General features: G+C 35.9%; 11 protein-coding genes. 6 read left to right on the top strand and 5 right to left on the bottom strand.

The annotated features are described in order from the left end of the window. Positions 1 to 20: 20 nt before the first annotated feature. The 5 genes from E2H97_RS03650 to E2H97_RS03630 form a co-directional block, all read right to left on the bottom strand. Positions 21 to 2069 carry an AIPR family protein gene (locus E2H97_RS03650; protein ID WP_170308242.1) on the bottom strand — a complete coding sequence of 683 codons (2049 nt, stop codon included), beginning with the start codon at positions 2067 to 2069 and terminating at the stop codon, positions 21 to 23. Next, positions 2066 to 3019 carry a PD-(D/E)XK motif protein gene (locus E2H97_RS03645; protein ID WP_170308241.1) on the bottom strand — a complete coding sequence of 318 codons (954 nt, stop codon included), beginning with the start codon at positions 3017 to 3019 and terminating at the stop codon, positions 2066 to 2068. The genes E2H97_RS03650 and E2H97_RS03645 overlap by 4 nt, the downstream gene beginning before the upstream one ends. Beyond that, on the bottom strand, positions 3012 to 5717 hold the full coding sequence (locus tag E2H97_RS03640; RefSeq protein ID WP_133405873.1) for a Z1 domain-containing protein: 2706 nt from the start codon (positions 5715 to 5717) through the stop codon (positions 3012 to 3014). Before E2H97_RS03640 ends, E2H97_RS03645 begins: the two co-directional genes overlap by 8 nt. Then, entirely contained in the window at positions 5714 to 7213 is a 1500-nt protein-coding gene (locus tag E2H97_RS03635; RefSeq protein ID WP_133405872.1) for an ATP-binding protein, read from the bottom strand. Before E2H97_RS03635 ends, E2H97_RS03640 begins: the two co-directional genes overlap by 4 nt. 651 nt (positions 7214 to 7864) lie before the next feature. Next, the gene (locus E2H97_RS03630; RefSeq protein ID WP_342772960.1) at positions 7865 to 8077 is read right to left on the bottom strand and encodes a helix-turn-helix domain-containing protein; all 213 of its coding nucleotides are present in this window, start codon (positions 8075 to 8077) and stop codon (positions 7865 to 7867) included. 136 nt (positions 8078 to 8213) lie between these two features. Between E2H97_RS03630 and E2H97_RS03625 the strand changes: the two genes are divergently transcribed. From E2H97_RS03625 to E2H97_RS03600, 6 genes are all read left to right on the top strand, one after another. Further along, positions 8214 to 8420, top strand: coding sequence for a hypothetical protein (locus tag E2H97_RS03625; RefSeq protein WP_133405871.1), 207 nt, complete (start codon positions 8214 to 8216; stop codon positions 8418 to 8420). Positions 8421 to 8433: 13 nt separating this feature from the next. After that, positions 8434 to 9606: a site-specific integrase gene (locus tag E2H97_RS03620; protein WP_133405870.1), complete on the top strand. Its 1173-nt coding sequence runs from the start codon at positions 8434 to 8436 to the stop codon at positions 9604 to 9606. After that, positions 9603 to 9830, top strand: a complete 228-nt coding sequence (locus E2H97_RS03615; RefSeq protein ID WP_133405869.1) for a hypothetical protein — start codon at positions 9603 to 9605, stop codon at positions 9828 to 9830. The genes E2H97_RS03620 and E2H97_RS03615 overlap by 4 nt, the downstream gene beginning before the upstream one ends. A 411-nt stretch (positions 9831 to 10241) precedes the next feature. Beyond that, complete coding sequence (locus tag E2H97_RS03610; protein ID WP_133405868.1) at positions 10242 to 10844, top strand: hypothetical protein; 603 nt, start codon at positions 10242 to 10244, stop codon at positions 10842 to 10844. Further along, a complete protein-coding gene (locus E2H97_RS03605) occupies positions 10831 to 13035 on the top strand; it encodes a site-specific integrase (RefSeq protein WP_133405867.1) in 2205 nt (734 codons plus the stop codon). Before E2H97_RS03610 ends, E2H97_RS03605 begins: the two co-directional genes overlap by 14 nt. Beyond that, entirely contained in the window at positions 13025 to 16087 is a 3063-nt protein-coding gene (locus E2H97_RS03600) for a tyrosine-type recombinase/integrase (RefSeq protein WP_133405866.1), read from the top strand. Before E2H97_RS03605 ends, E2H97_RS03600 begins: the two co-directional genes overlap by 11 nt. Positions 16088 to 16569 lie beyond the last annotated feature (482 nt).

Genomic DNA, 16569 nt, shown 5'->3' with positions numbered 1-16569 from the left:
AGGGTTCATATAACAGATACTTAAGACGAATAGTGAAAGCCTTCTTCGAGGGCTTTTTTTTCGATATCCAATAACATGAGAGATTGCTTTTCAGAAGGAATTTTCATTGGTATGGATGCCGCTACATCTAGTATGCTTTTTTCTTTGTGACTTAGTACAAATGAAGCTTTATTCCAATCTTGCATTTTTTTCCAGTAGTTGCGAGTCTTTTCAATAATATACTTTTGAGCCTCAATCCCGTTATCTATCTTTTGAGTTGTAGCGGCCTCTTTTTTTTGCTGAATGACTTCATTTCGATCAATAAGTAAATTTTCTACTGCATTGGTTAGCGTGATATTAGTATTTAGCAAACTTTCCCAGCAATCAGGTTTCTTGCACCATTCTCCAATATTAGTAACATGCATTGGAGTTGATTTAATGACTTCGTTTACAGTTTCTGCTATCTCAATAAGGTTTTCTAAAATTGCTTCTGGCAATGATTGCTTTTTCCAAAGACTCATAAGGTCAAGGGCCATTCTTTTACAATCAATTTCATGCCTAAACCTTGATATGGTATATGTTACAATATTTGCCTTATAACCACCGTACCACGGCTGCTTCATAATTTTTTTATCTAATTCTTTAAAAAGGATCGCCTTGGCTATTGATTCTTTAAAAAACATTTCATTAAATTGTTTTTCATCTTTATCCCACTGCTCTGTCATTAGAACTGCAAATTTTCCGAAGTTTTTTTGAGCTCCAAGGCTCACAACATGTGGCATTTTTTCCCAAGAATTATAATACTTAGCCAGATCTGTTTTCGTTAACATTTGTTGTTTAGGGTTAGTCTTTTCAAAATTCCTTTGTTCTGCTGGAGTCAATTTTGTTTTAGCAGTCATGTATTGACCACGAGCCCTTTCATAAAACCAATGAGTTTCTCGTAACCCACCTTCAGGTGAAGGTGCCCATATCCGTCTAGAAAGTTCTTCAAATCTCCAATGAAATGGGCTATTTGAAAAAAAGTCAGCGGCGTTAACTTTATTTTGAGTATTTGCAAATTCTGAAATCTTAGGAACAATTGATTCAACAAAATCAGGAGGGACAATCGTCAACTTAACTTGAATAAAGACCTTAGATAAATCAGCTTTTTCTTTCTTTAGAGTGTTATATATTGATGCTGTAGTTTGCCCCCCATTCACTATTTGTAGGTTTTTTAGCTTTGAAATTAAAGTAATACCATGTTGTTCTAATATTGAAATTTCTTCTGCTGTGGCAGTCAAACCATTATTGTAGGCAAAAAACATATTGGGTTGATTAATAATAGTATTCCTCATCCCCTTGTTTACTTTGCCTTTAAATTGCAAGAATGTCCTCACGTTTTGCTCTAATAACCTTTCAGTGTATTTATCATAAAGCTGAGCAAGAAGTGTCCCTGGAAGTACAAGTAAGTATGACTGATATTTGTCTGTGTCTGAAAAGGCCTTTAAGCAAGGAAGGTATTTTCCAAATTCATCTTTAAAGTCAATTTCTATAGTTTCTTTACCAAACTTTGAGGAGTCTATCCTGTAGAACCTCTCTATATCCCAAATATCGAAACTGATATTAATATTGTGACTTTCAATAGATTCGATATTTTTTAATGATTTACTAATTATACAATTAGTAATTATGATTATTTTGACGCTACTTATTGAAGATGATTTTAGACAGATCTCCCTTACCAAAGAATAAGCTAAATCGGTTTCTTCCATAGTTTGATAAAAACTACTATCAAGACTTTTTTCAAAAAAGCGAACTGCACGCTTTGAGATTTGATTTGCTACAGTTGTTGTAAGTGTTTCTAGGCTATCTTTATAGTGAGAAACGACAAGTGTAAGAACTCCATTGCTTTCATTGTGATACCAAGCATCTAGTTTTAATCCCAAAGAATCTTTTTTGTAGCTACAAATCGAATAGTCCTCTAGTACTGCTTGCTCGACTAAGTAATCACAAATTTTTTCAACAAATGCAGGTTCATTAAATTTACTCCCACACTCAGCTTCACTATAAATTTCTTGCATGAAATTTGTGTAAAATAAATCTAAGCTCATACTAAGGATACCCATGGTTCATCAGTTAAAAAAGGCTCACAATTAGTTAATTCTAAATCGTAAGTGACATTACCAATACCGTTCGGAATATCGAGTAGTGTAATCCTTGGGAAGTTTTCGGTAACTTCATAAAACTTTTTTGAAGCAATGATATAACTGTAATTAAAGTACTCTTCATTGTGAATATAACCAATCTCCAATAAAGCATCCAGAAACTGTTCGAGTTGCTGTGTATTGCCTTCTTCCTCTAAAGTCGTTTGAATATTTGAAATTAGAGATGGCAACGACACTGAATCTTGTGATTCGGGTTCTGTTCTACCTAATGTAACAACAAACAAATACAGCTCATCAAGCTGACTACATAACTGTTCAGCTGAAGATATTTTTACTTTTGGGGCTGACGTACCGATCTGGCACTTAACTTCGATAGCAACATTTTTAACATTAAAATCCTGTGGACTTCCTTCTGGCCCAGTCCAAAAATCAATAGCTTGCGAAATACCATACTTCTTTGCCAAATGAAGATTCAAATAAACCAATTCACCAATCAGCCCTTTAATCGTTCTTTCAGCAAGCAGTTTTACTTTATCTTTCTTTAAAAACTCTCTCCAACGCTCTATTCTTCTAAAAATAACCGGAACCACTGCTGCTGGTGCCAAAATCCTTGTGGCAGAAATGATATCGTTACATAAGGAAAAAAATAGCTCCCAGTCACTAGGGTTTTTAAGGCTCAAAACTAATTGTTTAGTTTCTGATATAGAGGTTATCTCTATGCCAAATAGAGACGGATATTTAGATGGTAATTTACATTCATCAGTTAATTTACAAACAAATAAATATCTGCCTAATCGATCCTTAGCCCAAAAAATATCTAATGGGTGCTTATGATCTATTCGTCTAGCAGATAAGTCCGTTGCTGGAGTTTTTATGCTTTCCCAAGGATTAATCATTTTCGAAATCATCCTCTTCATCAAGCAATTCACCAAACTCTTGATTCCACCAAGTAGTATTAACAACATATTCGACTAAATTTTCAGGTTTACGAGAGCCTGCTTCACCAGGAAAACTTATACTCCAGCCAACCACTGTTTGAGTAGCAGCTGGCTCGCCTGAGCCTGCAATTTGGCAATCTAATAAATAAACGGTAAGTAGAGGTCTAGTTCTCAGTTGCCTTAAAATTTTACCTGTTAAAGACTTTGATTTTTCCATTCTATCTAAGTGGGATTCAATAATTTCTTTATCTATACCTGCTCGCTCCCAAGACGGTGAACTAAAGCGCTTTTTACTAGATGTTATAGCTGAACTCGTATCTTTGTATTTTGTAACAGTACGCATCAGAGGGTGCATAATAATACTATCAACAGTAAAAGCTTTGCTTAGAACATGCGGTTTAGAGTTGCTAATTAGTTGAATATCCCAATCACAATTAATTTTATTTATATAATCCAGAATTGGTTTCGCTTCCGTCATGATAGAAGCTGGATGATTTAAGTAAGTATCGATAAAACGTCTCACAGGTTGGTCATCAAGTTTTTTAAATAAATAATTACTACCTGAATTTTCTGTATGTGTATTAGTCTGTAAGAGATATTGAATTAATGATTTTAGCGCATTTTTGTTAGTGTCTAAAAAACTCGAAGAAGTCCCTAAAACCGTGGTTTCAACGCTTCTTCCCAAAAGACTTATTTGTCTTAGAACTTTAGAACCTGACCGCATTTTATTTCTTGCGGTAACTATTAATGACTCTGGATGACTCCTAACACACAAGCCAAACTCCTCTGGAGTAAGTTTGGCATTTTCCATCCTTTTGAACTCATCCCTTAATTCCTCAGTGACATCTGAGATATGTTCATACCAAGAAATTGCTTCAGAAGGCATATATAACCGGCACAACTCTGCATAGCCATCACGATAACCAAACCAGCGCCCCATTTGCATCAAAGTATCATACATTTGAGTATTTCTAATGAAGTAACTCACTGTCAGCCCCTCTAAAGTAAGCCCTCTTGATAAACTCAATCCTCCAACAGCTATAATGCTGCGCCCATTAGGGTAATTGCCTTTGCTGTAATCTAAAGGTTCTGAGCTTTTAGACGCATTTACTTCAATTGTTTCGATCGGTGATATAGCTCTTTTAAGAACAGCTTGAACTTCTACCCATTTGAATTCCAAGCTTACAAACTCTTTATCAAAAGTAGATTTTAAATTGCTAAGTGATGGGTCATTTAAAGCTATATTTTCGGCTAATTGATAATGATTGATTGTATGTATTCTTAGTTCATCAAGGTAATCGTGAACTAATAGTTTTATGTGGCTTTGCACATCAGTAAATCGACTAACATTTATAAGCATAGAGTTATGTTTAAACTCTTGCCCCCTTAGTATTCTAATTGCACGAATCAATACAAAAGCTCTTATTGCTTCCTTTAATGATCTAGGTAAAGCTTCAGGTACATGCTCTTTCTTATGAGAAGGGTGAAGTAAATCTTCGTAATCAAAAATTGGTCTAACGATTTCAAGATCTTTATCTGAACTGAAGATTCTACGGGAGCCGACATAATTTGAGGGGGCATCCAAACTAATAATAAAATCTCTCGGGAACAATTCATCTCCGATCATCTCATCACTGTTATCAGGATCTATAAAGATGTTTGCAAATGGTGTAGCTGTATAACCGAGATACATATTTTGACGAAATAGTTTTAGTAATTCTCTAATTTTGCTATTGATTGCAGTCGCATCAGTATCTTCTTTATTTGTATTTATCGATGCATGGTCTGCTTCATCATCGACTAATAAAAACGGAAGTTGATCTAAGCTGAGATTATTGTTTTTCAACCAGCTTATTAGATTTTGCAATATTGCTTTGTTCTTTTTGATAACTAGCACAACAGGCTGATTGAAGTTATCTAATGTTGAGCCTATTTGTTTGGCAATACTGTTTTTAAAATCATGTACAGTTGTGGTAAATGAAATAGGTACATTTTCATGAGAATACTGACCAACACCAACAAGCCTATCTTTTAGCGGTATATCATTTAATTGCTTAGAGCTATCAACCCCTCTAAAGCCCTCATCAATCCTTTCTTGTGTCTGACTTCTTAGTGCACTCAATATTCCAGCTAACACAATGATAACTTTATAACCAGCATCCGCAGCCTTATTGATAACAGCGGTGTAATTAGCAGTCTTTCCAGATTGCACGTGCCCGACGACTAAACCTTTTCTAGTCCAATCACCTTCTTTTTCAGGGTATTCCAGATGATCTAGAATTTTATCCGTAACAAGATCTAACTGGGTAACGACTTTAGGTGGAAAACCTGAATTAATTAAGTGCTTTTTATATCTCCCCCAATAAAACCAATTTATATCCCCCCTTCTTTCGTGCAGCCAAGGTTTGTAGTTATCAGCTTTGAAAACAACCCCTAGCGTCATGGATATATCGAACCTTTCTTCAAGCTTTGCAACTGTTAGCTCGATATCTTGCTCAGAAATATCAATATTAGAAGTAAGCCTCATAACTTGAGCTTGGGCTTCTACAGCCTTCACTATACTTGATCTATCCAATTGAAAAGAGCTGTCATCACTATCCTGCATTGCCATTAAGATATTTTGGCATGCCAATTCAAATGTCGTTAAGTCTTTCATGGTTGTAATTCCATTGATTCTAATACTTTCAGGGTTTGGTTCGAATTTGAGGCCATCGGTTCAATTTGTATTAACTTTTCACCTAACTGATCTTTTGATGAGCACAGAGGACTATAAATAGGTAGGAATAAACTAATTATTGATTTCAACTCTTCATCTGATATTGAAGGGGGAGCTATATTTTCAGGAGAATTCGCGAAGTCATTGAAATATAGATCTGAAGGAAATGACGATTCGACCGATTTTAGAATATTTTCAAAATCATTTTTAGCATCATCACTTAATTTCTCTTTAAATAACTCGATAAGTGGATGAATTTTTCTTATTTCGTAAGATACTTTTCCTGACGCAATAGTCCTATCCCAGAATGGTTCTAGTATTTTTGATTGAAGTCTATGGCCTTTTTGTTTGAATACTTTTTTCCCTGAATATTCAACTTCTGAAATAATTTGCTTTAAGCCTCTTCTTACAGCTTCAGGTGGACTAGCATTAGATTTTTTTACATCAATTTTCCAGATGTGATCAAGAGAATTTGGGATATCAACCCTAACCCGTATTAACTTAGTTAACTCTTCTTTTGGTAAGAGCCTAAACCATGTGCTTTTGATTATTAACCGCTTGTTGCGGTAAACATAAAAACCTTGGTTATGTAAATAACCTTCTTCGCCTGCATACTTTTCATACTCTTGAGCCGATACTTTGGTGTAATGAGGAAGAACAAATGGTTGAACGGTGATTTCTTTAGAGTCAACATAAATTGATTGAACTGGTAATTCTAAAGTCGCATTATTCGAAGTATGAAAGGGATCAGTACCTTCCAGTAAATCCCCATTAAGGAAGATCTTTACTGATTTTTTTCCTGAGCCAGCGTTTAAAAAACGATGAAAAGTTAGTTCTAAATGCTTTCTTGCACTGTCGATTAAGAAGTTAAGTTTTTTTTCTCTAATTACTGGAGAGTCAAAAGTTTCAACTCTATCTAACTTACGCCAAAGAATTATGGTTCCTGAATTTTGACAAGACAAATCAGATAATACGTGATCTATTTCACAGAGTCGTTTTATTTCATCCTTATTTAGTACTTTGAGTTTCCAACCATGATCAGAGCTTTCTGTGATTAGATCTAAGTCCCACTCCATTGCAGAGATTATATCGTGCTTTTTAGAGATGACCGTGAGTTGTCTGCATTGAGAAAAAGAAGCAGTTTTTAAGCCTAATCCAAATCGACCTAAATCAGTTTCTTTTCTTTCATTCAATGGATTTAAGCTTCCGAGCTTCATTGCTAACAACAGCTCATCATAAGACATTCCATAACCGTTATCAGATATAGCTAACCAAGGGTTAGCATTACTCCATAAAAACCTTATATGAATTTCGCTCGCTTCAGCAGTAATACTATTATCAATTACATCAGCTAATGCTGTTTCAATTGAATACCCAATATCACGTAAAGACTGCATTAGTGATGCAGGTGAAGGGGTTAGATTTTCAAAATGCATCTTTGTTACCGTTTTATTGAAGAATGGGCAAACCAACACCCATAACCGCGAGCTTCTTTAAAAGTAAATCACTCAAAGTTCAGAATCTTAACTTAGCTTAATTATCTAAGACGTATTCCAGCGGAAAAACTTAAGCTAAAAAATAAACGCCAAATTAAGAAAAATAAAAAAGCTATAGCGAAAAAATTGTTTAAATAACACTGATATAACAAAGAATTCAAGATAACAGATTGATACCTTTTTTAAAGGTATAAGTTCAAAAAATTGCAATTTTTTGAACTATATTTTCAAATTGGGTTCCTGCTCACCTATCCCTATTCACCTCTAATCGCGCTATTTAAGAAATACTTACTTGAAATAATACCATTTTTCACCTCACTTGATTCACAACCAGCGAATCGCAGCTAGCGAATCACTGCTCATGAAATATTTTTTAGCTGATTTGCAATTCGGGGACTTTGAGCAATGAATTAACCTTACTGGGCTCAGTATGTGGAGGGAATTAAGTAATATCCAACCTATTTGGTTAAACTGTGTTTATCGAAAATCATTAAAAAAGGACATGAAACGTTGATACAGGGCTTTCATAAGCTTGCCCTGTTTAAAGTTGTTTTAAAGCTGTATTTTAACTGAATGCTCGACTGAATCGCTTTAAGACTGTTCTGGTTGAGACTCGATCTCAAACAGCTCTCCTATTTCTACATTCAAATAAAGGCAAAGTGTTTCAATTACTTCTAACTCAACACGTGTTGCCGTTTCGTTATAGAGACGAGTTATTGTTCCTCTGTTTATATTTGTATCTCTTGCAACATCAGAAACTTTTAAACGTTTTTCGCCAAGAATTCTAGAAAGATTGCACTTCAAAATAACCTCCCAACATAAACAATAACCTCCTGCAGGTAAAAAATACTTGCAAAAGATAATAAATGAGCTTAAATTTAATCTACAGGAGAACAAAAGGGTCTCTTAGCATACTAAATTTACTTTTGGAGAGTATATTATGTCTAACACTTATTTAACAGCCGAAGAGTTATCTACTCGAATTAAATATGATGCAAGAACCATTCGTGATCAATTAAAGGATGCCATTTTTCTTGAAGGAGTACATTACATTCGCCCCTTCGGAGGTCGAAAGATCCTCTTCATTTGGGAAAGTGTCGAACAGCTGATGCTATTTGGTTATTCCGATCTTCTGCCTACTCGTTAAATGGAGCGTTCGCATGGGAAGCATAAATGTTAGAAGCAATAAACTTCAACTCGACTTCAGATATAAAGGTGTACGTTGTCGTGAAATGACAACGCTAGCGGATACACCAGCTAACCGAAAAAGAGTTGCGGCTGTTCTAAAGCGAATCGAGGCAGAGATTCATCTTAATCAGTTTGTGTACTCTCGCCACTTTCCAAATAGTAAACGAGCAAAAATGTTTGATGCTTATGCAACTCAAACATCTATCCATATGAATGGTTCAAAGCCAATAATCATGGCTGAATTTATTGAGCAATGGTTAATTGAACGAAAGGCTGAATGGCGTCCTTCACAATTGAGGACCATTGAAGACATTTTAAAGCTTTATCTACTTCCAAGGTTTGGTGAACATCCTATCCAGTCCATAACTAAGGCTGAGATATTGAAATTTCGAGCTGACCTAGTTGAAGGCAAGATATTTGCTAAAACATTATCCTCATCAAGGATCAATCAGATTTTATCTCCACTGCGAGTGATCCTTAATGATGCTTCTGAGCGCTTTGAATTCTCCAACCCATGGAAGTCAATAAAACCACTTTCTGTGAACCGGAAGCCTGTTCATCCATTTACCTTAGAAGAAGTTTTTAAGTTTCTTAAATTCGTTAGGCCAGATTTTCATTGTTACTTTTTGGTTCGTTTCTTCACAGGAATGAGAACAGGAGAAATCGACGGCCTACAGTGGGAAAACGTTGATTTTAATCGACGCCAAATTCTCATCCGACAATCATGGGTAAGAAATCGATTGGGCCCCGTTAAGACCAAAACATCGTTAAGAGAGATTGATATGAATCCATTGGTCTACGAATCATTAGTCAAGCATCGAAAACAGACAAATGGCCAAGATTTTGTTTTCCAAACCTCTGGCGGCAAACCGATGAACAACAAAAATATGTCTTATCGTGTTTGGTATCCCACTTTGGAAATAGCAAAAATCCCCAAAAGAAACCCATACCAAACAAGACATACTGCTGCCACTTTGTGGTTAGCATCCGGTGAGTCTCCGGAATGGATCGCACGACAAATGGGTCATGCGAATACCAATATGTTGTTCACTGTTTATTCTCGTTACGTGCCGAATCTGACGAGAAAAGACGGCAGTGCCTTTGAGGCATTCTTAAACCAGAAATTAGATGGAGATAAACAATGAACTACAAAACTAGAAAGAATATGGCACGATATTTATGTCAGCGTTTTTATTGCCACCCAGAGGGTCAAGAGCTTACGGCTATACTTGACTGCCCAAAGCAAATTAATAACTTAACTGCGTTGATTGAGTGGCTTGGACAAATGCCTTTCGATGATAACCACACCTTCGATTTAGAGGATTGGGAAAGAAAGTTAAAGGAGAAAATTGACAGTAAATTTATGTAATACTCAAAAACGCTTTTTGTGCGCTCTTTTTTAAAACTTGTAGCTTTTTAACGGTATTGCACGATAAGAATACTGTAAAATAGCAATCTCCCTCTTTAGTATAAAAATATTTCCTTCCCTACATAACCAAAGCATTATTGGCTGGCATGAACTCGATGGAGAAAAAACAAATACTCTTGCTCTTAGCCTGCTGCTCTACATACTGCTCTTTTCTCATAAAAGAAGAAGTTTAGAAGTCCTATTTGGCGAGTCATTTCACCTTAACCACCAAGTTACCAAAGGCACATAAAAACTATGATTATACTTTTTTTGTTTTTTAAGAACCAAATGGAAAAAATCCGATAACATATGCTCATGGCCCACAAAACATACAAAACGGCTTTTCTATAGGGATCAAAATGTGAGGGAGTTATGGCTACTTTATTATCGAAAAAGAAACGAAATGAAGTTACTAAGATAGAAGTACATAATGCTGCGAGAGCTGCATATGATTTTATACAACAATCAGAATATCTTTTCGAAAATGAAATCATTTCGATAAAAATAAAGTCGACTGACAAAATAGCTCAGCCTCCACTCACACTTCACGTCATTCACAATCAAAACGCCTTACAAATTATTTCTGGATTCGAGCATCCGCTTTTTACATTAAATAAAAGTATTCTTAAGAACTCAATCATTATCGAACACCCTAGTAATTTAGATGATAACGACATTGAACAGCTCGCATGGCACTTTGTTAAACACACATTATTTTTTTCAATTAGAGAATCATCGCTCGGTAGCATGCTTGATAGAATTCAAGAGTCAATGCCTAAGCCCATTTCAAAAGAGTTGTTTGATATGCCTAAACTCTCTGAAAAGAAGTTGGCCGAAATGACCTCTAAATCTAGAAGCTGTATTGCGACTCAACGAAAAAAATCAAGGGAAAAGAAGCCCAATGATAATAAGCCTCACCAGTTTTCTATTTTTGAGGAAATTTCAAAGGAACTGAAGGAAGATGGAACAAAATAGCTCAGAAGATAGCGGTATCCCAAAGGCATTAGAAACAGCTCTTAACAAGGCATTTCCGAGTAAGCTGTCAGCTCATACAAAGGTGTTAGCTCATGAGGTGTTGAGGCTAATTGACATCCTTAACGAACAATATGTTCCCAATTTCCCTGAGCGTGATGATATTCAGATCCATGCTCAGTGCCTAGTAGAGGGTCAACAGCATTTACCTACAAACGAAGAACTAAAAGCTGTTTACCAAGATATTACAAAGCAAAAGTCCATAGAACGATATTTCTTTACTGCGTTTATTGCATCAGTCATGGATTCTCCCTCACAAGATAAAACACAATTTGATCAGTATAAAGCGATTACGTTTTTCGTTTGTATCAGACTCTTTATTATCGGAAAGCACAACTCATCTATTGAAGCCGTATGCAACGAAATTCGGCAGTGGTCACTCGGTAACAGAGATACTTTATCCAATAATCTGCCTTGTAGTATTGATTCAAAACTGCAACAACTAATTTCTAAGTTAGATACGGCAAGAGTGCAATATAAAGAAAACAGCCAAACTCAACAATTGAGCAGACAACTGTCACGCTTTTATGTTCCATACAATAATAGTTATCACGAAAAAGAAGGTACTAAACGAAATAAACGACCGCACTATGGACCACGCCCAACCGATTTGATCACCAATGAAATTGAAGATGATGATGCTGAAGTAACAATTATTGAGTTTCATGAAATAGCAAAAGTTACTGAACCATGGGAGCAAGAAGAAGCACATTCCGAAAAAAGAAAAAGTACTTTTTTGGTTACTATGCAAGAAAATTCTAGCAACGGTTATGCAGTTCAAAAGCTTCAGGCTAAAGCAAAAATCAACCAAATGTTAAAAAAATCGATGTCTTTACCCTGTGATATCCATAGTGCAAGTGTATTCGAAATCAGAGTGCTAATAAAAACCATACTTGAAGATAGCTCTATCAAAGAAGGTGCTCGTTCTTTTTTGCTTTGCTCTTTATTATTGGGTAGTTCGTTTGAATGCTTATCGCAATTCAATTTTGAAAAAAACGCAGTCAAACGAAAGCATGTACTACCAACTCAAAAGCTAAGGAAGAAAATATCGCCTTTAGTAAATAATCAAATCTGTCAGACACTTACTTTACCTTTGCCTGTTATGATCAACACAAGCCTTATCAGTAAAAATCAATTAGCTGACGTGGAAGGTGAAGCTACACGCATATTAGCTGAAATTAATAAAACTCATGGTACTAACATCACCAAGACAAAAGTTAAAAAGTTTTTGGAACAAAAATTGGTTCAAGAATCAACTGATCCAACAATCATTGCTCTAATTAAAGGTGAATCTACAGTAGAAAATCCTGAGTTATCCTACACTCAATTAACTACCAATCAGGTACTTGAGGTTCAACAAAAGTTTATTCTGTATATTGAGAACATTGCCGATTGCAAATTTACATACGTTCAACAAACACCAGAACAAAAGCCCCCTATAGGATCACCGTTTTACGATAATGACGACGTAATTTCACTGCTTTTACATCTCCTTCAAAAACGTATTCAAGACGAAGAAGATAATTTTAGTTCCAAAGCACATAACAATATTACTTACCATGTACAAACGATTATTGGACTATCATCGGGTTATCGACCTGTCACAGGTTGGCTTGGAACAATCACTGACTATGATCTTGCTAATCATTCAGTGTGGATTTCTGATAAAGAGCAGTTAGGCGACACTAAGGGAAGAGAAATCATACTTCCTGATATTGCTGTACTTGTTCTCAAGCAATATCTGCAGTATTTACAAACATGCTCATTGAAGGTGAACCCACCATATCAAAAATTAATCAAACGTTATCAGAATGCCCAAAACGGTAATGAACATCTATTCTTTTACAGAACTGAGGGCCGCTACGAAGAAGTCACCCCAAAAACTATAATTTCACACTTTGATGCCGTATTCCCTCTCCCACCTAATTGGCATCGTCATTTTGCTCGATCACTTTTCGTATCTGAAAATATGCATCCTGATGTTATTTCTGCTTGGATGGGACATACCAATCTCAACTCACCTGCTTTTAGTAGATTCTGCTCTTATTCAATGGCTGACATGAAAGAACTGGCAAGAGCATTGAACAATAAGCTCACACAACTTAAATGCGAAGTGATCAACTATGTCAAATAATATCGGTGTTAAACAGAGAGAACATAACCGAAATCGTCACAAGAAACGTATAAAAAGTCTGGCGGAGCAGATCTTAAATCGCTTCTTCCCACTAGCATCAATGCTCCCAGAAAAAGACATCTTCCATATCAATTGGAATGAACTGATAAAAGAGTTATCACACTCATTTCGCTCATCAAGAGACATTAAATTAGGCTTTAATCACTGTGTATCACTAATAACCAAGCGAATAGATGAACAACAAAGTGATATTGAGCCACCAACATATTGGATATCACAAAAAGCAGACACATCGATACGTTCTCAGTCATGGGTGAGCCAAGCAACTGCATTTCAAAAACTATATCACAGTTGGATGGAAGAGTTGTCGACTCTCAAAAGTAGCAAAAATATGAACAGGAATTGCCGTTCTATTGTCTTATCTCTAATTTGCCACTCAGGATGTTGTGACCCAAAACTGATCACAGCTTTCTGTAAAAAACTGAATGATCAGCTCAACATAAAACACATTAACAACATGCCTTTTGTAGAGTTAACGATTAATGCTCCTGGTTACAATAGCAACGTTACCCAAGACAAAGAGGTATTAACTATTTATAACTGCTTTCTATCTCCTTTAACCTTAGGGTTTATTAATAAATGGCTAGCCCTAAAAAGTCAGCCTGAAAATAGCGCATCGATAGCTCCTGAAACATCAAAAGGAATAACTGCATTAATAAAAGGTTGTGATACAAAAGTACAGCTAAATTTAGCTTCAAATTTAAAAGGGCTTTGTGCTTCTGCACTACGAATAATTGAACGTCTACCAGATGTAACTGTTAATCAGGCGATGTTGGAGTATGCTACAGGAACAAACAAATCATATTCGTTGCCAAGTCAAAACTTATCCCGATTAAAAACTACGCCCATTAAGCATAACTATAGCCCTATTACCTTTCATACACCTTTTGCGCACGTAAAATTTGATAAGGAAAAAACTCGTTCACTGTTACCATCAAAGAGTTTTTTCAACGACCTAACGACTGCACTTAGGGAAAATGGCGTTAAAAAACTGAGCGCTCGGCAATTAACGAAATCTTTAGAAGATTTGCAGTCACAATTAACGTTATCAACAGCACAAGAGATACTACTCCGCTGGCTGATAATGAAGTCTAAAACATGTAAGCCATCTAGCATAAGAACCTACCACTCAACATTGTCACGAAAGTGGTTGTATTTTTCAGAGAAATATCAATTGGAGGATATTGATAATGAAGATCTTTTAGATTTATACCAAACACTTATAAATAATACCGTCAGACGAAAGCAAAAAGATTTATTGTCAGATCGGCTTAACGACTTTCATTCCTTTGCAGTTAGAGAGTTTAATCTCCCATTGCTCAATGAGCCGATTCATATGGGTAAACAGGAAAAGTCTCATACTAGCGCAGGATTTGTGGACGAAACATTATTTAGAGGGTTACTAAATACAATAAACAATATTATTGATTTAGACAATCAAGAAAAGTTAATCATTCAAGCCGTATTGATCATTAGTTACCGCTGCGGATTAAGGATTGGAGAGGTCACCAAACTTAGACTTAGAGATATTGAAACCTCTGCTACAGGATGGCTTGAAATCAGAGAAAATCAATATGGAAACAATAAAAGCAATGCAGCACTGAGAAAAGTTCCTCTATTCCCACTGTTGCTAGAACTAGAAAAGAATATTGTTAGACAAGTCCTTCACAATACTAGGGCTGCCAATATTAATCGCACGGATTCCGCACTGGCATTTGGCATTGGGGTCAACAAAGACGAATTAATTGATAAAACTCATTTATCAAGGTTTACGAGTACCACGCTTAGAGAACTCTCGGGTCTTGAGCACTTCGTTTTTCACCATCTCAGACACAGTGCGATATCTAGATTACAGCTCATGATTGAGCTTGATAATCCACAAGAATTACTCCCTGAAGCCGTCCCGTATTCAAAAACTGAGATTGATAGAATCATCCATTTGATTATAGGAGGCACGATACGTAACCAATATTATGCTATTGCGGCATTTAACGGTCATGGAAGCCCTGAAGTTTGCTTTTCTCACTATTTTCACTTTTGTGACATCATCCTAGGGCACCAGCTATCCAAGATGAAACTCACTGCAACACAAAAGCAAATAAAATTGATGGGACTAGGTTCAAGGAGAGGCATAAGGCAACTGCTTTTATCACAGTCTGACAACCAAACCGTTTCAATAAAACTTTTTCTCCCATACCTCATTCAAAGGCTAAAAATTCAAGATATTACTCAAACAAGTGCTTTGCCACACAATCATTCTAGTGGTGAAATTAAACTCAATAATACCAAGCAAAAAACTGTATCAATAAGCACCTGCTATGCCGTACTCCAGCATATTCATCATGGCATTGAACCCACTGAGGTGTGTCATAAATTCCAGATAGAGCAAGAAACAGTTCAAAAATGGTATGCCAATGCGATGGCACTCCGTCAGTTAATGACAAAATATAAAAAACCTCGTTTAAGATTTGTCGAAGGTTCATTTTTACCAGCAAAGCCAACTGAAAAAAATGAAAGCAAGTGGCTTTCAAAATTAATATCTAAATCAAGGGTTCAATTTAGTGAAGATAGAGAAAATATTATTCAGGCAATTAAGTATTGTTTAGATAATACGAGTAGCAGCAGAAGCGGCGTTTACTTTAATTCTCCTGAAGACCTCTCACAATTTATCAGTGCTTTTTCATTTGCCATCCCAAAAAGCAAATGGCGTATCGTTACATTATTACTGGAGCATTCACCTCAAAAAAAGCAGTGGTCATCAGCTTTTTCTGGTATTGATACTGTCGTAGGGAAAATAGCTTCTCCAAAGGGTAGGAAAGGTAGAGGAGCTGTAAGATTAGAGCTTAAACATTCGAATGAGAAACACATGATAAAAAAACACCAGCAAAAATACTCATCGAGCGCCCTGCTTTATTTCATACATATGGTCAGCATAATGATGTGGAATGCCCCAATTCAAGAGAACTCCTTTATAAAAGGAGAAAATAAGTAAACATTACAGCACGTCAATCAGCTCAAGTCTCTTATAAAACCATGGATTTTTGACTTCTGTACACGCAAAGTTACTTCAAAATGAGTGTGTAATCGTAAGTAATGCGAGTAAAAATAGCGAAGGGGAATGACATCTTTTTCCATATAACGCTTGAGCTTTTAATAAGTTAGAGTACATTTATAATCGTATTTGAAGAAAATTTACTGGCGTGATGGTAAAAGTAGAAATCAAAAACCAAGATTCTGGCGCAAAAAATAAGTTTAAAAATATCATTCCAAGCACAATTACGTCTTCCTCCCCCTTATTTTTGTATCAAATATGTACAAACCAGTGTGACCAGATTTCAACCTGTGACCACAAAATTTGTCAAAACCTACATAAAACGCTCTAAAAGAAACCGTGAAAAATATAAACTTAAGCTTCTGATAAGTATAGAAATCCATATTGAGCTAGACTAAGCTCGTTTAAGCCAATTTGGGTCG

The sequence above is a fragment of the Parashewanella tropica genome, assembly GCF_004358445.1.
In the GTDB taxonomy this organism is placed as follows: Bacteria; Pseudomonadota; Gammaproteobacteria; order Enterobacterales; family Shewanellaceae; genus Parashewanella; species Parashewanella tropica.
The sequence above is the reverse complement of the archived record's forward strand: the minus strand, read 5'-3'. Positions and strand labels throughout refer to the sequence as shown.